Source organism: Pseudomonas sp. AC016 (genome assembly GCF_979253365.1).
The window spans coordinates 1092079-1113478 of the sequence record NZ_CEEDCC010000001.1 but is presented as its reverse complement, the minus strand read 5'-3'; the positions used below and the strand labels follow the sequence as shown (position 1 = coordinate 1113478).

The 21400-nt window shown below is 61.9% G+C and carries 13 protein-coding genes; 4 read left to right on the top strand and 9 right to left on the bottom strand.

Annotation, left to right across the window (positions count from 1 at the left end; all coding sequences use genetic code 11):
* Window positions 1-369: 369 nt before the first annotated feature.
* The 4 genes from AC0IXS_RS04860 to pvdM all read right to left on the bottom strand — a co-directional run bounded on the left by AC0IXS_RS04860 (window position 370) and on the right by pvdM (window position 5636).
* Window positions 370-2034 carry a cyclic peptide export ABC transporter gene (locus AC0IXS_RS04860; protein ID WP_057408141.1) on the bottom strand — a complete coding sequence of 555 codons (1665 nt, stop codon included), beginning with the start codon at window positions 2032-2034 and terminating at the stop codon, window positions 370-372.
* A gap of 63 nt (window positions 2035-2097) precedes the next feature.
* Window positions 2098-2958, bottom strand: a complete 861-nt coding sequence (pvdO, locus tag AC0IXS_RS04855) for a dihydropyoverdine dehydrogenase (protein WP_137202592.1) — start codon at window positions 2956-2958, stop codon at window positions 2098-2100.
* Between the two features lie 57 nt (window positions 2959-3015).
* Window positions 3016-4296, bottom strand: a complete 1281-nt coding sequence (gene pvdN, locus AC0IXS_RS04850) for a pyoverdine-tailoring periplasmic protein PvdN (RefSeq protein WP_137202591.1) — start codon at window positions 4294-4296, stop codon at window positions 3016-3018.
* The gene (gene pvdM, locus AC0IXS_RS04845; RefSeq protein ID WP_057408144.1) at window positions 4293-5636 is read right to left on the bottom strand and encodes a pyoverdine-tailoring dipeptidase-like protein PvdM; all 1344 of its coding nucleotides are present in this window, start codon (window positions 5634-5636) and stop codon (window positions 4293-4295) included. Before pvdM ends, pvdN begins: the two co-directional genes overlap by 4 nt.
* 403 nt (window positions 5637-6039) lie before the next feature.
* Here pvdM and pvdP point away from each other — a divergent pair, with 403 nt between their 5' ends.
* Window positions 6040-7674, top strand: a complete 1635-nt coding sequence (gene pvdP / locus AC0IXS_RS04840) for a pyoverdine maturation tyrosinase PvdP (protein ID WP_122690534.1) — start codon at window positions 6040-6042, stop codon at window positions 7672-7674.
* Window positions 7675-7848: 174 nt separating this feature from the next.
* Here the strand turns inward: pvdP and AC0IXS_RS04835 are convergent, their stop codons facing one another.
* From AC0IXS_RS04835 to AC0IXS_RS04825, 3 genes are read right to left on the bottom strand one after another with little or no spacing between them, the layout of a single operon-like run.
* A complete protein-coding gene (locus AC0IXS_RS04835; protein ID WP_449126245.1) occupies window positions 7849-9237 on the bottom strand; it encodes an efflux transporter outer membrane subunit in 1389 nt (462 codons plus the stop codon).
* An 11-nt stretch (window positions 9238-9248) separates the two neighbouring features.
* Window positions 9249-11216: a MacB family efflux pump subunit gene (locus AC0IXS_RS04830; RefSeq protein WP_471823993.1), complete on the bottom strand. Its 1968-nt coding sequence runs from the start codon at window positions 11214-11216 to the stop codon at window positions 9249-9251.
* The gene (locus AC0IXS_RS04825) at window positions 11217-12389 is read right to left on the bottom strand and encodes an efflux RND transporter periplasmic adaptor subunit (protein WP_471823991.1); all 1173 of its coding nucleotides are present in this window, start codon (window positions 12387-12389) and stop codon (window positions 11217-11219) included.
* Window positions 12390-12586: 197 nt separating this feature from the next.
* Between AC0IXS_RS04825 and pvdQ the strand changes: the two genes are divergently transcribed.
* The gene (gene pvdQ / locus AC0IXS_RS04820; protein ID WP_471823989.1) at window positions 12587-14935 is read left to right on the top strand and encodes a bifunctional acylase PvdQ; all 2349 of its coding nucleotides are present in this window, start codon (window positions 12587-12589) and stop codon (window positions 14933-14935) included.
* Window positions 14936-15007: 72 nt separating this feature from the next.
* On the opposite strand, the gene AC0IXS_RS04815 is transcribed toward pvdQ, so the two are convergent.
* Together AC0IXS_RS04815 and AC0IXS_RS04810 are read right to left on the bottom strand one after the other, a co-directional pair.
* Window positions 15008-15310: a hypothetical protein gene (locus AC0IXS_RS04815; RefSeq protein ID WP_057408172.1), complete on the bottom strand. Its 303-nt coding sequence runs from the start codon at window positions 15308-15310 to the stop codon at window positions 15008-15010.
* 247 nt (window positions 15311-15557) lie between these two features.
* Window positions 15558-16754, bottom strand: a complete 1197-nt coding sequence (locus tag AC0IXS_RS04810) for an amino acid aminotransferase (RefSeq protein WP_471823987.1) — start codon at window positions 16752-16754, stop codon at window positions 15558-15560.
* Between the two features lie 384 nt (window positions 16755-17138).
* Here AC0IXS_RS04810 and uvrB point away from each other — a divergent pair, with 384 nt between their 5' ends.
* Complete coding sequence (uvrB, locus tag AC0IXS_RS04805) at window positions 17139-19154, top strand: excinuclease ABC subunit UvrB (protein ID WP_029241568.1); 2016 nt, start codon at window positions 17139-17141, stop codon at window positions 19152-19154.
* Window positions 19155-19778: 624 nt separating this feature from the next.
* Entirely contained in the window at window positions 19779-21260 is a 1482-nt protein-coding gene (gltX, locus tag AC0IXS_RS04800) for a glutamate--tRNA ligase (RefSeq protein WP_057408167.1), read from the top strand.
* Window positions 21261-21400: the final 140 nt, after the last annotated feature.

Genomic DNA, 21400 nt, shown 5'->3' with positions numbered 1-21400 from the left:
CACAGATTGCGGACTCAGTGAGCCGAGCGCATGGCTCAAGTCACCTTTTCGCCCCTCGGCGACGTACTTTGACGGGGCAAAGTACGCAAACCCCTGTGCTCCGGTTCCGGCCCCGGCTTCGCCGGGGTTCCTTCGTCCTGACACTGATTCGGGGGTCGCCGCAAATGAGCCATCCCTGGCTCAGTGCGGCTCAATCGGCATCCATGCCGATTGCCCCCCGAATCAGCGCCAGGACTCAGCCTTCACCCACGTCGCGATCTGTGGTGTTCATGCTACCGCGCTACAAAAGCTCATCAGTGCCGCTGTCTCTCCGGAGAGCCAGATAACGTGTGTATAACGATGAGCACGGGGCTTGGGGAGCGCTCGAAATCAGGCGGAAACGGAAGCGTTCTGCACCTGTTCAACATCGATTTTGCCGGCCTGCATGCGCACCAGTTGGTCGGCGATGTAAAAATACCGGTCGTCGTGGGAAATCACGATGATGGTCTTGCCCTGTTGTTTGAGCTCTGGCAGCAGCTCGGTGTAGAACACACGCCGGAAGGCCGGATCCTGATCGGCAGCCCACTCGTCGAAGACCAGCACCTGACGCTCGTCCAGCCAGGCATTGATCAGCGCCAGACGCTTGCGCTGGCCGGTGGACAGGTCGGTAGTGGTAAACGCGCCGTCGCGGATGCTGACCTTGTGGGCGATGTCCAGCCGCTCCAGGTACTTGCCCGCATCTTCGGGCAAACTGGCCTGTCCCTGCAGCGGCTCATCGAACAGGTAGTAGTCGGCGAAGATGGTGGTGAACAGCTGCCGATAATCATCCAGGCTTTCCGGCGTCACCGTCTGGCCGTTGAGGCGGATTTCGCCCTGTTGCGGCGTGTACAGGCCCAGCAGCAACTTGATCAGCGTGGTCTTGCCGCAGCCGTTCTCGCCGACGATGAACACGATATCGCCCTGCTTGATACTCAGGTTGACCGGGCCGAGGTGGAACGCGTCGCTGCCTTCCACCGGCGGGTAGTCGTAACGCAGTTGGTGCAGTTCCAGCGCCTTGAGACTGGCCAGCGAGTTGGGCCGGTCACTGACCAGCAGGTGCGGCTCGGGGCTTGAAAACTTCCACGACAGCTCGGCGATGCGGCGCATGGCGATCTGCGCGCGGCTGATGGCGGGCAGGGAGTTGATCAGGCGTTCCAGCGGGCCTTTCATGTACAGCATCACCAGCACGAAACCGCCCAGCACGGTCTTCTCGGTCGTCGGCCACAGGGCCTGAAAGGCGATGGCCATGCCGATCACCGCAAAGAACAGCATCGAGCCGAACGTCTCGGCGCTGACAAAGATGTTCGCGGCACGGATGTTCGAGCGGCAGATCTGTTCGGTGGCACCCCGAATCTTCTCATCGAGCATGTGCTGACGACGCTTGCGCTGGATGCGCAGCTCCTTGGCACCTGCCGACAGCGCCTGATAGTGCTTCTGCAGTTCGTCCTCGCCGTTGCGTGCTGCCAGAATGCTGCGCATGCCGAATCGGTGGGCCAGGAACTGCGCACCGGTGCCCAGCACCACGGTCAGTACTGTCAGCGCCAGAATCTGCCAGGACAACAGCGCCAGATAGGTCAGGCAACCGAGGGTCACGGTGAAGGCGATCACCATCGGCGCCACCGACAGGGCGAAGGTGCTGAGGGTGTTGACGTCGTTGAGCAACACCGGAATCAGTCGATGCGAGCGGTAGCGTTCCAGTTGCTCGATAGGCGCCACCAGCACCTTGGCCGCCAGTTCGCGGCGCAGGTTGGCGACCACGCGCTGGCCCACGTAGTTGGTCGACAGGTTGGACAGTGTCGAGCACGCCAGCGTCAGCACGCACAGCCCGGCGAACAGCAGCGCGGTGTGGGTGTTCGGCCCGCCCGGCAGGTTCATCGCGTTGTTGATAGTGGCCAGCAGCGCCGTCACGCTCAGGCCACTGACAATCCCCAGCACCGTCGACAGCGCCACCAGCCACCAGAAGGGTTTGAGGATTCTCAGGGTTTCCCCGGCGAGGCTTTGGGTTTTGAGGGTCATGAGGGTTCTCGTGAGTGTCCGTGATTGCGGCCCCTGGCAAAGGCCGTAGGCTCGATGAGTCGGTCAGAGGTCGCGCATGACCCGGAAGCCCAGCCAGTCGCCACGCACATCCGGCTGACGGCTATTGCGGTTGCCGGAGCGCGAGAAGATCGGCGCTTCGGTCCAGTCGTTGCCGCGGATCATCTTCCAGGTGCAATCGCCCGCCAGCCAGGCACTGCCGTCGGTGGGCGCGCCGTTGTAGTTGCTGGTCTCGCAGTCGGCAGTCCACTCGTACACGTTGCCGTGGGCGTCGTAGATGCCGAAGTCGTTCGGGCTGTAGCTGCCCGCCGGAGCGGTGTAGCTGAAGCCGTCTTCCGGGCCGTAGGTGTTGGCGTGTTTGGCGATGCCGTAGGGCTTGCCTTCATCCATCGGGAACGGGAACGAACCCTTGCTGCCGCCACGAGCGGCGTATTCACGGGCCGATTCGCTGACCATGCGATACGACTTGCCGGTCTTCTTCGACAGCCAGGCGACGTAGGCCTTGGCTTCGTTCCAGTCCATGCACACCGCAGGCTGACGCGGGCCCAGCGGATAGCGCGGCTTGCCCGCCTTGCAATCGCGACCGGGGCGGGTGTCACCGTCCGGCATTTTGTAACCGGAGCTTTTGATGTAGGTATCCCATTCGCCGCTCAGCACCTGAAACCGGCTGATGGCGAAGGGCTTGGCAAAGGTCACATCGTGCATCGGGCCTTCGTCCGGCTGGCGACCCAGCTCCTCTTCCGGCGCGCCCATGGTGAAGGTGCCCGCAGGCAGCACGACCATCTCGGGGCAATCCTTGCAGTCCTTGAAGACTTTGCCGGCCTCGGGTGTGGCCGCCTGCGCGGTGCCGCTCAAGGACAGGCCGAGCAGCGAGGTCAGGGACAGGGTGAACAGCATGTTTTTCATGACGGGCCTCAATGGCAAAAAACGGAAAGCAGGTGATGCGGAGTAGTTGTGCAGGCGTCAGGTGCGCTGGCTGAGCAGCGCCATGAAGCGGTCGACCTCGGCTTCGCTGTTCAACAGGCCCGGCGCGGTACGCACCACCGGGCCGACATCGCGGCTCACCGCATCGACTACCATGCGGTTTTTCATCAGCCAGGCAGCAACGTCGTCGCTGGCCTGATCCTTGACCCTGAAAAAACTGAAGCCTGCCGACAGGGCCGGATCCATCGGGGTGATCAGCTCGATAGTGCGCTGCGCCTGCAGACGTTCCTTCATGTAGCTGTTGAGCTGATGGATGCGCGCCTGCACGTCGGCCTTGCCCAACTGCAGGTGCAACTCGAAGGCCTTGTTCAACGCCCAGCGATGTTCGAACGAGTGGTAGCCGCCCGGCGTCATGGTGGTGGCGAAATTGGTCGCTTCGGAAAAGGTCGGGATGGTCGGCGTGAGGTCGGTCATCTGTTCCGAACGGGCGCAGACAATCCCGGTGCCGCGCGGGCCGAACATCCATTTGTGGGTGCCCGCCACGAAGTAGTCGCACTTCATGTCCGGGAAATCCAGATTCTCCACGCCAAAGCCGTGCACGCCGTCTACCACATAGATGATGCGGTCCTTGGCGTCACGGTTGCGGTTGTGCTCTTCGACCAGCTCGCCGATGGCCCCGAGCGGCAGCTTCACACCGCTGCCCGATTGCACCCAGGTCATGCCCAGTACACGCGTATTGGGTTGAATGCTGCGGGCAATCGAGCCGATGATTTCGTCGGCTGAGACCTGCGCCGGGTCCTTGAACAGGCGGATCCTGCGCACCTGAGTGCCGTCACGCTGCTGGCGGAAATTGAGGATGCTGCGTGCGCAGGAGTGCTCGTGCTCAGTGGTCAGAATTTCCTGATCCGGGCGTATGTGCAGCCCGCCATAAATGATCGCCAGCCCTTCGGTGGTACTGCCGGTCAGGGCGATCTGGCCGGGTTTGGCGTTCAGGTATTTGCCCGCCCAGACCCGCACGTCATGTTCGCGCAGTTCGGTTTCCTGCAGGTCCCAGTCCATTGCCAGCCCGGGGTTGCGGTCGATGTGAGCGCGGTGCTGCTCGATGGCATCCCGCACCGGCTTTGGGTGCGAAGTCACCAGGAAGTTGGAGAAGTGGATGTAGTCCGGGTCCTGGTTGAACAGCTGTTTCAAACCGATCCACTTGTCTGCTGATACGGGCTCTTTTGTGGCGGCCACAGCAGGCGCGATCAGGCCCGAGCCGAGCGGCAGGGCGGCGGCCAGCAGTCCTGCCTGCTTGAGGAACGTTCTGCGATCAGTCATGGCTGGGCCACCGGTTTTGCCGAGGCCTGCACCTGTTCCCAGACGCGCAGGAAGTTGCCGCCCCACAGTTTGGCAATGTCCGCTTCGGCATAGCCGCGCTCGATCAGCTCGGCGGTCACGTTGCGGATCTCGCTGACATCGTTGAAGCCTTTTACGCCGCCGCCGTCATTGAAGTCGGAGCTGATACCGACGTGATCGATGCCGATCTTGCGCACGGTGTAGTCGATGGCGTTGACGAAATCCTTGACCGTGGCCTTGGGCTCTTCTTCGAGAATCGCGTACAGCTTGTTGGCATAGGCGCCGAAGCGCTGCTCCGGCCAGACGGTGATGATCGCGTCGCCGGGCATCAGCGCCATGGCCAGATTCGGCAGCGGCGGCAGGTCGAACTCCTTGCGCAGCGCATTGAGCTTGTCCTGGGTTTTCTGACTCAAGGGCTTGAGGTAGGCGGGGAAGGCCACTACCTGCACCACGCCGCCGCTCTGCTTTATCAGTTGCATTTCCTCATCGCTGAGGTTGCGCGGGATGTCCACCAGCGCACGCGGTGCCGAGTGCGAGGCGACCATCGGCGTGCGGCTCAACTGGCTGACCTGTTCCAGCGCCTTGCTCGACATCTGCGATACATCAATTATCACGCCCAGGTCGTTCAGGCGTTGCACGGCCTGTTTGCCGATCTCGGACAGACCGCCCAGTGCATCGGGCGTATCGTTGAGGAAGGGCAGCGGGCGCGACGAGTCCGCCCAGCTGTTGTTGCCGACGTAACTGAAGCCGAACATACGCATGCCCCGTGCAGTCCAGCGGTCCAGCGCATCGAGGTCGTTGCCCAGCGGGTAGGCGTTGAGCATGCTGATGAAGATCGCAAACTTGCCTTCACCCTGCAGGCGGCGCATGTCGTCCGGGGTGTAGGCGATGCCGACCTGATTGGGAAAGTCGCGCACCATGCCGGTGATGATTTTGTAGCGCACTTCCTGTTGCTGACGCGCCTCATCGACGAAGCCGGGCGTCGGGCGATGCGGTGCGTTGGGGCCGTTCCAGATTTCCGGCCAGCCGAACACCGTCAGTGCGGCGCCGGACAGCCGCCCGCGTGCGGTTTTCACCAGATCGAACTGGCCTGAGCCATCCTTGTCGGCTTCGTTGCGCTCGCTGCCGAATTTCATCGGCACGGTGATGTGGCTGTCGAAGGAAATGATCCGTTCCTGCAGGTCTTCAGCCTGTTTCATGACCTTCACCGGGTAACCCGCTGGCGACCAGTAATTCCAGGCCAGATAACCCGCGCCTGCACTGATGGCCAGAGCCAGGGGCAGGCCGATGAAGAGAGCCTTTTTCCAACGCGGTCTTGTCATTGCCGTCTCGTTCAGATGATCGATGCAGGCCTGCCTCGCATGCGGGCATCGGGGCCGTTGCTATCTGGGGAGAACGAGCGGATGGCGGGAAAATTTAGCGGTGGTCTTGTCAGGCGAGGCGTTCATCTGCGCGCAAGTCTGCCTGCACACTGATCGTGCCCATGCTTCGCGTTCATCGGTATACACAAGTGTGCCTCAACGCTGATCGTGCCCATCGCTCCGCGTGGGCATGCCTCCCGTGACGCTCCGCGTCATAGATGGCACTGACGGCGGATTCATTGAGCCGAGCGCACGGGCTCGGTCAGTGCGCTTCCTGCGCAGGCAAGCCAAGAAGTAAATTTATCCTCAGGCTTTACGTTCTAGCTGGATACCCGGTGTCTCGGGGGCTGTAACAGGTAGCGTGATGACGATTTCTCGACGAGGGTTCATGGCAGGGCTGGCGCTGACCGGCGCGGCAGTACCGGCTGCCTGGTATGCACATCGGGAACTCACGCGCGTCGAGGAACCCATTACACCCGGCGAAGCCACCGCAGGCCCGGCCGACGTTGCCACCCAGCGTCTGGCCGACAAGCTGCGCGGCGTGTGGACGTTGCGCTTCGAGGGTCGCGATGCAGGGCTGCGTGATGCGCCGTTGCAAGGCCTGGAACTGTTCCTCGACATCGCCCCGCGCGGTCGTGGAATACGCGGTTACATCGATACCGCTGACAACCTGCGCGGCGAGGCAATGCCGCGCTTTCGAGTGATTGGCGACCTGCAACCGGCCAATGCCGCCAAACTGTACCTGCGGGTCATGGACGGGCACGCAGGCGACGACCCCCACAGCGATACGCCGGATTACGAATTCAGTCTGATCCTCGATGAGGTGTGGGGCGGATTCGGCAATGCGGGCAGTGGCACGCTGAGTGGTCGTATCGAACGCCTTGATCGACCACTGGCCTTACCGGAGCTGGAAAACCGGGTGATCGCGGTCAAGCAATTGTTCCCGGAAGCGCGGGAGCGGGTCAGTCTGACGCCTGAGTTTCACGCCTGGCTGATCTCTAAGGAACATCGCCTGTTCCATCAGCTCTGGCATGCGTCTCGGGACAAATGGCACAAACTGCCCACCGACAAGCAGGAAGCCCTGCGCGGTATCGGCTGGCAGCCAGGGCCGCGGGACAAGGAGCGCGATGCTCGCGGACCGCGCAAGGACCGGAACGGCTCGGGCGTGGACTTCTTCTTCATGCACCGGCACATGCTGATTCAGGCGCGGCAGATTCAGGACCTGCCATCGTGGCCGCGTTTTCCAATGCCGCAGCCAGAACTTGAGCGCGACCGGCCGGGTTTTGCACGTTACTTCGACAATCACGACGGCTGTTCACTGCCGCCGAACTGGCTGGCGCAGGGGGACGAGGAATACACCCAACTGGTCAGCGACATCAAAAGCCCCGAGACCTATCACACCCATTTTCAGGTCTGGGAATCCCAGTACCGTGACCCGCGCTTTCTGTCGAAATTGACGCTGGGGCAGTTCGGTTCGCAGGTCGAGCTGGAACTGCACGACTGGCTGCACATGCGCTGGGCCTCGGTGGCCCGCGACCCGGCCAACGGCCAGCCGGTGCCGATGGCACGGCGTTCGGATGACTTTGCCGAGCGCTGGTTCGGACCGGAAAACGACTTTCTGGCCGACCCGTTTTCGTCCCACGTGAACCCGGTGTTCTGGATGTTCCATGGCTGGATCGACGACCGTATCGATGACTGGTTCCGGGCGCATGAGCGTTTTCATCCGGGCGAGGTGAAGCGCCTTGAGGTCAACGGTGTGCCCTGGTTCGCGCCGGGTCGCTGGGTGGAAGTCAGCGACCCGTGGCTGGGGCCGGTGACCCACGGTTGCAGCACCACGCCGGGCCTGCAGGCCGGGACCTCCATGGAGATGGACCCGGAAGTCATGAAGCTCGCGCTGCGCATCACCTTCGCCGCCGATGACAAACTCGGCGACCTGGTCCGCCGCGTGCCGCGTCGGCCGTGGTATGCGCGCAATCTGCTGCCGGAGAAGTGGTTTTAGGCACTGATGGGCTGAGCGTTTCAGGTTTCGTGTTCGCCCTGGATTGTGACGCAGAGCGTCACGGGCTGCATGCCCACGCTGGAGCGTGAGGCACGATCAGTGTTGTACCTCGGATCGTTCCCATCGCTCCAGCGTGGGAACGCCTCTCAGGACGCTCCGCGTCCGCCATGCAACTCAATGCACTTGCCAACCACCGCCCAGCGCTTTGTACAGCGCGATACTCGCCTGCATCCTCGATAACCTTAACTGCACGCTGACGTCCTGCGCCTGATACAGGGTGCGCTGGGTTTCCAGCACGGTCAGCAGGTCTTCGGCGCCTTCCTGATAACGACTCTGGGCGATGCGAAACGCGGTCTGCGCCTGTTTCAGTTCTTCTTCATGCCAGTCACGCTGTTGATCAAGGCCGTCAATGCTGTTGAGTGCCTTTTCCACGTCGGCGAAGCTGTTGATGATCGCGCCGCGATAGGTTTCCAACAGTTCTTCCTGCCGCGCCGTGGCCCGGTCGCGCTCGGCTCCGAGGCGGCCGTTGTTGAAGATCGGCCCGACCAGACCTGCCGCCAGGCTGCTGAACGGTGCGCGCAGCCAGTCTTCGGCGCGGACCGATTCGGTGCCGACGCGGGCACTCAGGGTCAGTTTGGGCAGCATCGCAGCGCGGGCGACCGTAACGTCGGCGTGCGCGGCTGCCAGCTCCGCTTCGGCCTTGGCCAGGTCCGGGCGGCGGGTGAGAAGATCGCTGGGCACGCTGCTGCCGATGTCCGGCCAGCTCAGTGTGTCAAATGCCTGATCACCGAGTTTGAGGTTCTGCACCGGTTGGCCCAGCAGGGCGGCGAGGGTGATCAACTGCTCGTTGGCCAGTTGCTGAATCCGTGGCAGTTCGCGCTGCTGGGTGGCGACCAGATTTTTCTGCTGTGCCAGTTCCAGTGCCGTTGCCGAACCCGAGTCGTAACGGGTCTGCACCAGTCGCAACACGTCCTGCGCATTGGCGAGGTTGAGCGCGGCGATACGGCCCTGTTCGCGGGCTGACAGGGTCTGCGCGTAGCGGTCGGCCACATTGCTTAGCAGTGTCAGCTCCACGGTCGCCTGATCGAATTGGCTGGCACGCAAACGCTGCACGGCGCTGTCGCGGCCGGCCGCCACGCCGCCCCAGAAGTCCACCTCATAGCTGGCGGTCAGGGCAGCGGTGAAACTGTCGGTGTTGTTGTCGTCCGACGGGTTGGCCTTGCGGTCGCTGCTGCGCATGAATTTGTTGCGTTCGCCGCGCAGGTCATAACCCAGTTCGGGCAATAGCGGTGCGCCACCGATGATGGCTGTCGCCTGGGCCTGACGCACCCGCGCCATGGCCGCGCTGACTTCATGGCTGTCACGGCTGGCCTGCTCGATCAGGCGATTCAGTTCCGGGCTGCCGAAGCGTTGCCACCAGCTGGCGTCGTTGCGCTGAGTCGCCGCGCTCTGGGCAAATGCCCAGGTTGGCGGTGGCTGGACGCCGATGTCCGGGACGGGCGCGGACGTGCCGCAGGCGGCCAGCAACAGGCACGTGGTCAACAGCGTGAGGCGTGGTTTCATGGATTGACCATTCATTGACTGGTAAGGGCCGCCACCGGGTCGAGGCGGGCGGCTTTGCGGGCGGGCATGAAGCCGAAGATCACCCCGGTGATCAGCGCGCAGCCAAAGGCACCGGCCACGGCCGACAGGGAAAAGGCCACGGCCACATTGCTCAGCAACAGCACCGTGCCCATGCCCAGCGCGAGGACGATACCGGCCAGACCGCCGACCACCGAGAGCATCACTGCCTCAGTAAGAAACTGGCGGAGAATATCGCTCTGGCGCGCACCGGTGGCCATGCGGATGCCGATTTCCCGGGTCCGCTCGCGCACGGTCATCAGCATGATGTTCATTACGCCAATGCCGCCGACCAGCAGCGAGATCGCTGCAATCGAGCCGAGCATCAATGACAGCGTGTTCTGGGTGCGGACCTCGGCCTGGATCATCGCCGCGTTGTTGGTCAGCTCGTAATCCTGCTTGCCGTTGTGCAGTTGGTCCAGCAAGTTACGAATCGCCGCTTCGGCCTGTTTGACGTTGTCGGCGTCGCGGGTAGCGATGGTGATGTACTCGGGATCCTGCGAGCCGAACAGGCGAATGCTGGCCGCCGAATAGGGAATCGCGATGCGATTGTCGCTGTCCAGATCGCCCGAACTGGCACCTTTCTCCTGAAGCACGCCGACCACCTGAAACGGTACGTTCTCGATCAGAATGTACTGGCCAACGGGGTCGATGCGTTCGCCGAACAGTTTCTGCCGGACCTTGTGTCCGATCACGGCCACTGCTGCGGCACTCTGTTCATCGGCTTCGGTGAAGTAACTGCCTTCCACCACCGGCCAGTTGAAAATGGCCGGGAAGTGCGTGTCGTTGCCGCCCACATAGCTGGAATGATCGACGTTGCCGAAGCGCACACCTGCCTGTCCGCCGTTGACCGGCATGATCATGCGCACCTCGGGCAGATCGCCCAGCGCTGCGACCTCTTCCAGCGTGATGACGCCTTTCGGCGCACGCGGGCTGGGGGCCTTGCCATTGAGGTAAATGATGTTGGAACCGAACGACGACATCTGCGCCATGACCTGACGCTTGCTGCCTTCACCGACCGCCAGCATCACCACCACCGAGGCGACGCCGATGACAATGCCCAGCAACGTCAGTGCAGTGCGGAACCGGTTGATCCACATCACTCGCCACGCCGCCTGAACGGCATCGAGCAACTCGCCTTTCCACGCGCTGCGGGCGTTGCTGCCCTGGGCCAGTCGCGCCCGCAGATCCACCGCTTGCAGTGCGCCCGTTGGCTGGGGATCCCCGGCGGTCTCGCTGAGCGTGTCGCTGACAATCCGCCCGTCGCTGATTTCGATGACGCGCCTGGCGCGGGCGGCGACGTCGCGGTCGTGGGTAATCAGAATGACGACGTGGCCCTGACTGGCCAGCTCGTCCAGCAACGTCATGACTTCCGCGCCACTGTGGCTGTCCAGTGCGCCGGTCGGCTCATCGGCCAGGATGATATGGCCGCCGTTCATCAAGGCGCGGGCAATGGACACTCGCTGCTGCTGGCCGCCGGACAGTTGATGCGGGCGATTGCCGGTGCGCGAATCAAGCCCCAGCCGGTCCAGCAAGGCGGCGGCACGGGCATGGCGTTGCGCAGCAGGCGTGCCAGCATAGATCGCCGGCATCTCGACGTTTTCCTGTGCCGAGCCGGACGGGATCAGGTGATAGCCCTGAAACACAAAGCCGAACGCCTCGCGGCGCAGCCAGGCCAGCTCGTCGCTGCCCAGTTCGGCCACGTTTTCGCCGGCAAATAAATATTCACCCGAGGTAGGGCGATCCAGGCAGCCCAAAATATTCATCAGCGTCGATTTGCCGGAGCCGGACGCGCCGATAATCGCGACGAACTCTCCGGCGTGAATCGACAGGTCGATGCCCTGCAGCACGTTGACCTGCGGGCTGTCGCCTCCGCCGTAGGATTTGCGAATGGCCCGCAGGTCGATCAGCGGCGTCTGCATTCAGCCTCCACTGCCGAGCGCGGAGGGCACCACCAGACGGTCGCCTTCCTCAAGACCGTCGAGGATCTGGACGCGCAACCGGTCGCTGATCCCGGTGCGCACCTGACGGTTCTGCACTTCGCCGCTGGCGGTCAGCACCTGCGCTGTCTGCAGATCGCTTTGCGTACCGTTTTTCAACGCTGACAGCGGCGCGGTCAGGGTGTTCTGCGCGCTGCCTGCAACGAAAAAGATCTGCGCCGTCATCTCGGCCATCAGTGCCTGATCGTCGTTGTCGACGTCCAGCAGCACGGTGTACAGCACCACCCGGCCGCCGCCGTTCTTGCGCGAACTGCTCGGGCTGCCGCCGCCCTGATTGGCCTGCTCCAGAGGTTTGGGTGGCACGGGCAGGATCTGCCGTACGGTGCTTTTCCAGCGCCGACTCCCGCCGCTCAGGGTCGTGAAGTAAGCGCTCATGCCCGGTTTCACATGGCCGATGTCGGCTTCGGACACTTCGGCCCACACCGTCATCGGCGACAGGCGGGCGATGCGCAGTATCAGCGGGGTCTGTTGCTGTGCGTTGAGGGTCTGGCCTTCGCGGGCATCCAGCGCAACCACCGTGCCGCTCATGGGCGCGTAGATGCGGGTGTAGCCCAGCGCGGCCTCGTCACTGCGCAGCGCCGCCTGGGCTTCAAGGATCTGCGCCTTGAACATGTCGACCCTGGCCTGAGTAGCGCGAAACTCGGACTCGGCCGCCTGCACGTCTTCGGCCCGCGTCGCACCTCCGGCCGCCAGACGTTGCTGACGTTGCTGCTTCTGCTGCGCCAGTTCGTGCAGCGCGCGCTGCTCCTGAAGCTGGGCCTTGAGGTTGTCGATGGCGTAGCGCGCTGCATCGAGCCTGGCTTTTTGCGTGGACGGATCGATCTCGACCAGCAACTGACCTTCCTTGACCTGATCGCCCACCTGCACATGGATCTTCATGATCTGCCCGGTTGCCTGCGAGCCCACGTCCACATAACTGCGCGGTTGCAGCGTGCCCAGCGCCGTCACGCTGTTTTCAATGCTGCTGCGCGTGACGGTGACGGTAGGCGTCCTGTCGTGGTCGCCCGGCAGGATCTGCCAAGCGCACACGGCGATGACCGGAAACAGGCACAGTGCCGCGAGGACAGTGCGTCGAGGGAGTCGAGAGCGTTTCATGCAGGGTTCCTGCCTGGAAAAAATCGGCCGGTCGACGGGCGACGGCTACTGGGGCTGTCATTAAGACGAGGGGGGTGCGGCGGAATTTAGCACTGTCAATTAATTGGCTTTGTTCACTAAATTTTGTTCTGCCGAATCGTTTAAGGGGAGCGGCTCATTCCAGCCGTGTTCCGTTTTCCTTTCGAGGTGGAGTCAGCATGATCATGTCCAGACCGTTGTCCGGTTTTATTGTCGCGGGACTGTCGTTCGGGCTGGTTTTACCCGCTCAGGCGCGGGTTGCCCCCGAGCATCAGAACGTTTCGGCGCAGGTGCGTCGCACCACATTTGGCGTGCCGCATATCGTGGCTGCTGACGAGCGCGGGCTGGGTTATGGCATCGGTTACGCCTATGCCCAGGACAACCTGTGCCTGCTGGCGAACGAGATCGTCACGGTCAATGGCGAACGCTCCCGCTATTTCGGACCGGACAAGGCGACCCTCGAACAGCGCAACAATATGGCCAGCGACCTGCTGTTCAAATGGTTAAACACGCCTGAAGCGCTCGCGGATTTCTGGAAGGCCCAGTCATCCGAGATTCGTCAGTTGATGCAAGGTTACGCAGCTGGCTATAACCGCTCACTGAACGAGCAGAATGCCAAAGGCCTGCCAACAGCCTGCGCCGCCGAATGGGTACGACCGATCAGCACCGACGATCTGGTGCGCCTGACCCGTCGATTGCTGGTCGAGGGGGGCGTCGGTCAGTTCACCGAAGCGCTGGCCGGCGCCAGACCGCCGCAAGCGGGTGCTCAGGCCAGCCTCCAGCCCGAGCAGCGTGAGGCCCTGCAACTGGCCGCCGCGCGCAATGAACAGTTTGCGCTGGAGCGCGGCAGCAATGCGGTGGCGATCGGACGCGAACTGTCTGCCAACGGACGCGGCATGTTGCTGGCCAACCCGCATTTTCCGTGGGGCGGCGGTATGCGTTTCTACCAGATGCACCTGACCATTCCCGGCAAACTGGACGTGATGGGCGCGGCGTTGCCGGGTCTGCCGTTGATCAACATCGGCTTCAACCAGCACCTGGCCTGGACTCACACCGTCGATACGTCCAAACACTTCACGTTGCATCGACTGACGCTCGATCCCAGGGATTCGACGCGTTACATGCTCGACGGCAAGTCAGTGGAAATGGGCAAGCAACAGGTGAGTGTCGAGGCGAAACAGGCGGACGGCAGCATCAAGCCTGTAACCCGCACGATCTATTCGTCGAAATTCGGCCCTGTGGTGCAATGGCCCGGCAGGCTGGACTGGGACGACAAGTACGCCTTCAGCCTGCGCGACGCGAACCTCGAGAATGACCGTGTGCTGCAGCAGTGGTACGCCATGGATCAGGCGAAAAGCCTCAAGGCGTTTCAGGATTCGGTGCGCAGCATTCAGGGCATCCCATGGGTGAACACCGTGGCGGTCGATGCCAAGGGGCAGGCGCTGTACATGAACCTGTCGGTGGTGCCGAATGTGGATGCGGTCAAGCTCGCCAAGTGCAGCGACCCGCGCATCGGCACCGAGCTGATCATCCTCGACGGTTCGCGCAGCGACTGTAACTGGGACATCGCGCCCGAGGCAGCGCAACCCGGCATCTATCCCTCGTCGCGCCAGCCGCAACTGCTACGGACCGACTTCGTGCAGCACTCCAACGACTCGGCCTGGATGGTCAACCCGGCGGTGCCGCAGAAAAACTTTTCACCGCTGATCAGCCAGGAAGGCCAGCCGCTCGGGCTGCGGGCGCGTTTTGCGCTGGATCGACTCGGCAAGCTGCAGCAGTCGGGCAAGGTCAGTGTCGAGAGCCTGCAGGCCATGGTGATGGACAACGAGGTGTATCAGGCCGGGCAGGTGTTGCCGGATCTTTTGCAGTTTTGTGCGACAGCACCGGGTGATGATGAAAAACGCCTGGCACCGCTGTGCACCGCATTGAAAGCCTGGGACGGTCGAGTCGACCTGAGCAGTGGTGTGGGCTTCGTGTACTTCCAGAAAATCATGACCGCGATGCAGTCCGTCGGCTCGCGCTGGCGGGTAGTGTTCGATGCCAACGATCCGATTCACACGCCCCGTGGTCTGGCCATCGAGTACCCGGAAGTCGCCACGGCGTTACGCGCTGCGATGCTGACGGCGCAGGACGAGGTGAGCAAGGCAGGCCTGACGGCGAAGACGACCTGGGGTGATATTCAGGTGTCGAGCCAAAGCGGTGTACCGGTTCCGATCCACGGCGGTCCTGCAGCACTGGGTGTCTATAACGCCATGCAGACAGTGGCGGGCAAGGATGGCAAGCGCGAAGTGGTCAGCGGCACCAGTTACCTGCAAGTGGTGACATTCGACGAAAATGGACCGCAAGCCAAGGGATTACTGGCGTTCTCCGAATCGAGCAATCCGCAGTCGGCGCATTCGCGAGACCAGACTGAAGCGTTTTCGAAGAAGCAGTGGGCTGACTTGCCGTTCACCGAGCAGCAGATCAAGGCTGATCCGGCGTATCAGGTGCAGGAAATCAGGGAACGACTTTCTCCGCCCGTTCGTTGAACAAGCAGACGCTGATCAGACACAGGCAGTGATTGGGCCACACGGCCCAATTCACCTGTGAAGCACAAGGCTTCAACCACCCTGAGTATCGATGTCGGCATCAACGCCCTGAGTTGGCTGATGATTGCGTTGAGTCTGGGGCTTCTCCTGCGGCTCATAGTCAGGCACGTAGGCGCTTTTTTCAGACGATCCTTGCGACTGGCTCTGGCTCTGACTTTGCTGTTGATTCTGACGCTGACCATCATGCCCACTCGAATCCGGTACAGCATCCGGCTCCTGCGGGTCGATGGCCGGATCGTTGCGCTCCGTGCCCTGGTCCGGCGGCGTGTGCTGACCGGGTGCCTGTTCTTTTTGCCGTTGCGGTTCGGTAGACATGAATACCTCGAAAGTCTGCTTCATAAATGGCTGACAGACTTTCGAGGTCTGGGGGAGGGGGTTCGTTCGATCGGATTGCCGAGTGGTATGCGCGGGCTGACTGGGCACGATCAGTCAGCTCGAGATACCTGATCGTTCCCACGCTCCAGCGTGGTAACGCCTCTCAGGACGCTCCGCGTCCGGCCGTGATGTGGCGCAGAGCGTCACAGGATGCATGCTCACGCGGAGTGAGCATTATCAGTCCCTCTTACAACACCTTCTTGATCGCGTCGCACACCACGTCGATGTTCTTCTGGTTCAACGCCGCGACACAGATACGACCGGTGTCCAGCGCATAGATGCCGAACTCGCTGCGCAGGCGCTGGGCCTGTTCGGCGGTCAGGCCGGAGTAGGAGAACATGCCGCACTGACGGCCGACGAAGCTGAAGTCCTGACCGGCCGGGTTGTCGGTCAGACGCTCGACCATCGCCTTGCGCATGCCCTGGATGCGCACGCGCATTTCGCCCAGTTCCTCTTCCCACATGGCACGCAGCGCCGGGTCGTTGAGCACGGCGGCGGAGATGATTGCGCCATGGGTCGGCGGGTTGGAATAGTTGGTGCGGATCACACGCTTGACCTGGGACAGGACGCGGGCGGTCTCTTCTTTCGATTCAGTGATGATCGACAGCGCACCGACGCGCTCGCCGTACAGCGACAGCGACTTGGAGAACGAACTGGAGGCGAAGAAGGTCATGCCGGACTCGGCGAACAAACGCACCGCGATGGCGTCTTCCTGAATGCCCTGGCCGAAACCCTGATAGGCCATGTCCAGAAACGGCACGTGACCCTTGGCCTTGACCACTTCCAGGACCTTTTTCCAGTCTTCCAGATTCAGATCGACGCCGGTCGGATTGTGGCAGCAGGCGTGCAGCACGACCACGGAATGGTCAGGCAGGTTTTTCAGGTCTTCGAGCATGCCGCCACGGTTCACGTCGTGGGAGGCTGCGTCGTAGTAGCGATAGTTCTGAACCGGGAAGCCTGCGGTTTCGAACAGCGCACGGTGGTTTTCCCAGCTCGGGTCGCTGATAGCCACAACGGCGTCGGGCAACAATTGCTTGAGGAAGTCTGCGCCGATCTTCAGCGCACCGGTGCCACCGACCGATTGGGTGGTCAGTACCCGGCCCGACGCGATTAATGGCGAGTCGGCACCCAGCAACAGCTTCTGCACGGCCAGATCGTAGGCAGCGATACCGTCGATCGGCAAATAGCCACGTGGCGCGTGCTGGGCAACACGGATCTTCTCGGCTTCAGCCACTGCGCGCAGCAGAGGAATGCGCCCGTCTTCGTCACAGTAGACGCCCACGCCAAGGTTGACCTTGGTGGTGCGAGTGTCGGCGTTGAATGCTTCGTTGATACCCAGGATAGGATCGCGGGGCGCCATTTCGACAGCGGAGAAGAGGCTCATTTTTGCGGCAGCTCTGAATGAAGGAGGGAGGGGTATGCACGCCGCGGCCGAATGCGCCAAAGCGGTGCACAAACGGGGACCTAGTATAAAGAGCATCCCCCTGAGGGGCGACAGGGCAGGGCGGGTTTTTTCAAGGTTTTTCGGTTTATTTGCAGAACGTTCGTACCGTTGAAACCTCAATGATGTAGCCACTGGTGAAATGAGCGCCTTGAAACATGCGCAAACGTCTCCATTTAATGTGCATCACTTCAAGCACTGTCACTGCCGCACGTCGTCTCCCATTGACGGGATGAGTCGTCGGTGGTGTTTCGTCATTGCCGGTACAGGCCGCGCAGACGAGTCCTTGTCGCGAACCCCGACGCGAACGAATTCAAGAGGTAGGTTATGTCCGAGTTCCAGCTCGTTACCCGTTTTGAGCCCGCTGGTGATCAGCCCGAGGCCATTCGCCAACTGGTCGAAGGGATCGACGCCGGACTTGCGCACCAGACCCTGTTGGGTGTGACGGGTTCGGGCAAGACGTTCAGCATCGCCAACGTCATCTCCCAGGTGCAGCGCCCGACCCTGGTGCTGGCGCCGAACAAGACCCTGGCGGCGCAGTTGTATGGCGAATTCAAGGCGTTCTTTCCGAATAACGCCGTTGAATATTTCGTTTCCTACTACGACTACTACCAGCCGGAAGCCTATGTGCCGTCGTCCGACACCTTCATCGAGAAGGATGCGTCGATCAACGATCACATCGAGCAGATGCGTCTGTCCGCGACCAAGGCACTGCTGGAACGCAAGGACGCGATCATTGTGACCACCGTGTCGTGCATTTATGGTCTCGGCAGCCCCGAAACCTACCTGCGCATGGTCTTGCATATCGACCGGGGCGACAAACTGGATCAGCGCGCCTTGCTGCGCCGTCTGGCTGACCTGCAATACACCCGCAACGACATGGACTTTGCCCGCGCGACCTTCCGGGTGCGGGGCGATGTGATTGACATCTATCCGGCCGAATCGGATCTGGAAGCGATCCGCGTCGAGCTGTTCGACGATGAGGTCGAGAGCCTGTCGGCGTTCGATCCTCTGACCGGTGAGGTGATTCGCAAGCTGCCGCGCTTCACCTTCTACCCCAAGAGCCACTACGTCACGCCCCGCGAAACGCTGCTGGACGCGATGGAAGGCATCAAGGTCGAGCTCGGTGAGCGTCTGGAATACCTGCGTAGCCAGAACAAGCTGGTCGAAGCCCAGCGTCTGGAACAGCGCACCCGGTTCGATCTGGAGATGATTCTGGAGCTGGGTTACTGCAACGGCATCGAGAACTACTCACGCTATCTGTCGGGCCGTCCGACCGGCGCGCCGCCGCCGACGCTGTACGACTACCTGCCGCCGGACGCCTTGCTGGTGATCGACGAGTCCCACGTCAGCGTGCCGCAGGTCGGCGCCATGTACAAAGGCGACCGTTCGCGCAAGGAAACCCTGGTGGAATACGGTTTCCGTCTGCCGTCCGCGCTGGACAACCGGCCGATGCGCTTCGAAGAGTGGGAGAACGTCAGCCCGCAGACCATTTTTGTCTCGGCGACTCCGGGCAAGTACGAAGCGGAACATGCCGGGCGTGTGGTCGAGCAGGTGGTGCGGCCGACCGGTCTGGTGGACCCGCAGATCGAGATTCGCCCGGCGCTGACTCAGGTCGATGACCTGCTGTCGGAAATCAACAAGCGCGCCTCCATCGACGAGCGCGTGCTGGTGACCACGCTGACCAAGCGCATGGCCGAGGACCTGACCGATTACCTCAGCGACCACGGCGTGCGGGTGCGTTACCTGCACTCGGACATCGACACAGTGGAGCGGGTCGAGATCATACGGGACTTGCGTCTGGGCACTTTTGACGTGCTGGTGGGTATCAACCTGCTGCGCGAAGGCCTGGACATGCCGGAAGTGTCACTGGTGGCGATTCTCGATGCCGACAAGGAAGGCTTCCTGCGCTCCGACCGTTCGCTGATCCAGACCATCGGTCGGGCGGCGCGTAACCTTAACGGCCGGGCGATTCTGTATGCCGACCGGATCACCGGCTCCATGGAGCGGGCGATAAACGAGACTGAACGTCGTCGAGAGAAACAGATCGCGTTCAACCTTGAGCATGGCATCACGCCAAAAGGTGTGTTCAAGGACGTGGCCGACATCATGGAAGGCGCCACCGTGCCAGGCTCGCGCAGCAAAAAGCGCAAAGGCATGGCCAAGGCCGCCGAGGAAAACGCCAAGTACGAAAACGAACTGCGCTCGCCCAGCGAAATCACCAAGCGCATCCGTCAACTGGAAGAGAAGATGTACCAACTGGCCCGCGACCTGGAGTTCGAGGCCGCGGCACAGATGCGCGACGAAATCGGCAAACTGCGCGAGCGCTTGCTGGCGGTGTGACGCAGCGTTGGCTCGCTGCACCCTGATCGTTCCCATGCTCTGCGTGGGAATGCCTCCCAGGACGCTCCGCGTCCGCTCTCGAATGTGGCGCAGATGCGTGCCCAAGCTCCAGCGTTATCCACTTCATGCACCCGGCTTACTGAATCCGCAATCCGTGCCATTTGTGACGCGGAGCGTCACGGGCGGCATGCCCACGCGGAGCGCTCATCGTTATACATAAGTCCTCTTGGAGGAATACGATAATGATCGTTCCCACGCTCTGCGTGGTAACGCCTCTCAGGACGCTCCGCGTCCGCTTTTGAATGTGGCTTCGATGCGTGATCAAGCCCGAGCGTTATCCACGTCATGCGCTCGGCTCACTGAATCCGCAATCTGTGCCATTTGTGACGCGGAGCGTCACGGGAGGCATGCCCACGCGGAGCGATGGGCACGATCAGTGTTGAGGCGCACTTGTGTATAACGATGAGCGCGGAGCGATGGGCATGATCAGTGTCGAGGCGGACTTTTGTATAACGATGAGCGCAGAATGGTAACGATCACAGATCTGCCAGCACCCGCGCTGGAGCCCGACGCCCCGGGCCTGTTAACATTCCGCGCTTGATCGACCTTATTTCGGGATTCTCCATGACCACCGTTCGTACCCGCATCGCGCCATCGCCCACGGGCGACCCCCACGTTGGCACGGCTTACATCGCACTTTTCAACTATTGCTTTGCCAAGCAGCACGGCGGCGAGTTCATCCTGCGCATCGAAGACACCGATCAACTGCGTTCGACCCGCGAGTCCGAACAGCAGATTTTCGACGCATTGCGCTGGTTGGGCATCGAGTGGAGCGAAGGTCCGGACGTTGGCGGACCACACGGTCCGTACCGGCAGAGCGAGCGGGGCGAGATTTACCAGAAGTACGCCCGGCAACTGGTCGAAATGGGCCACGCCTTCCCGTGCTTCTGCACCGCGCAAGAGCTGGACGAAATGCGTGCCGAGCAGATGGCCCGTGGCGAAACCCCGCGTTATGACGGCCGTGCGCTGCTGCTTTCCAAAGAAGAAGTGCAGCGTCGTCTGGACGCTGGCGAGCCGCACGTCATCCGCATGAAGGTGCCGACCGAAGGCGTCTGCGTGGTACCGGACCTGCTGCGCGGCGAAGTGGAAATCCCGTGGGACCGCATGGACATGCAGGTTCTGATGAAGACCGACGGTCTGCCGACCTACTTCCTGGCCAACGTGGTCGATGACCACCTGATGGGCATCACCCACGTACTGCGCGGCGAAGAGTGGCTGCCTTCGGCTCCGAAACTGATTCTGCTGTACGAATACTTCGGCTGGGACAAGCCGCAGCTATGCTACATGCCGCTGCTGCGTAACCCGGACAAGAGCAAGCTGTCCAAGCGCAAGAACCCGACCTCGGTGACCTTCTACGAGCGCATGGGCTTCATGCCTGAAGCCATGCTCAATTACCTGGGCCGCATGGGCTGGTCGATGCCGGACGAGCGCGAGAAGTTCTCGCTGCAGGAAATGGTCGAGCATTTCGACCTGTCCCGCGTGTCGCTGGGCGGTCCGATTTTTGATATCGAGAAGCTGTCCTGGCTGAACGGTCAGTGGCTGCGTGAGTTGCCGGTCGAGGAGTTTGCCGCTCGTGTGCAGAACTGGGCGCTGAACCCCGAGTACATGATGAAGATCGCACCGCACGTGCAGGGCCGCGTCGAGACGTTCAGTCAGATCGCGCCATTGGCCAGCTTCTTCTTCGCCGGTGGTGTCACGCCGGACGTGAAACTGTTCGAGCACAAGAAGCTGTCCGGCGACCAGGTGCGCCAGTTGATGCAACTGATCCTGTGGAAGCTGGAATCGCTGCGTCAGTGGGAGAAGGACCCGATCACCGCCTGCATCCAGTCGGTGGTCGAGCACCTTGGCCTCAAGCTGCGTGACGCCATGCCGCTGATGTTCGCCTCGATCACCGGGCAGGCCAGCTCCGTTTCGGTGCTGGATGCGATGGAGATTCTCGGCCCGGACCTGACGCGTTTCCGTCTGCGTCAGGCCATCGATCTGCTGGGCGGCGTTTCGAAGAAAGAAAACAAAGAGTGGGAAAAACTGCTGGGCGCCATTGCCTGACCCATCAGTGATGTGAAGAAGCCACTGCGTGCCTGCGTGAGCAGGGCAGGCAGTGGCTGACTCGGCCTCGGATTTGCGGGCCGAAACGGTAAGTGATTGTTATGCCGACGAAAAACTTTCAAATTTCTCGAAAATAAATT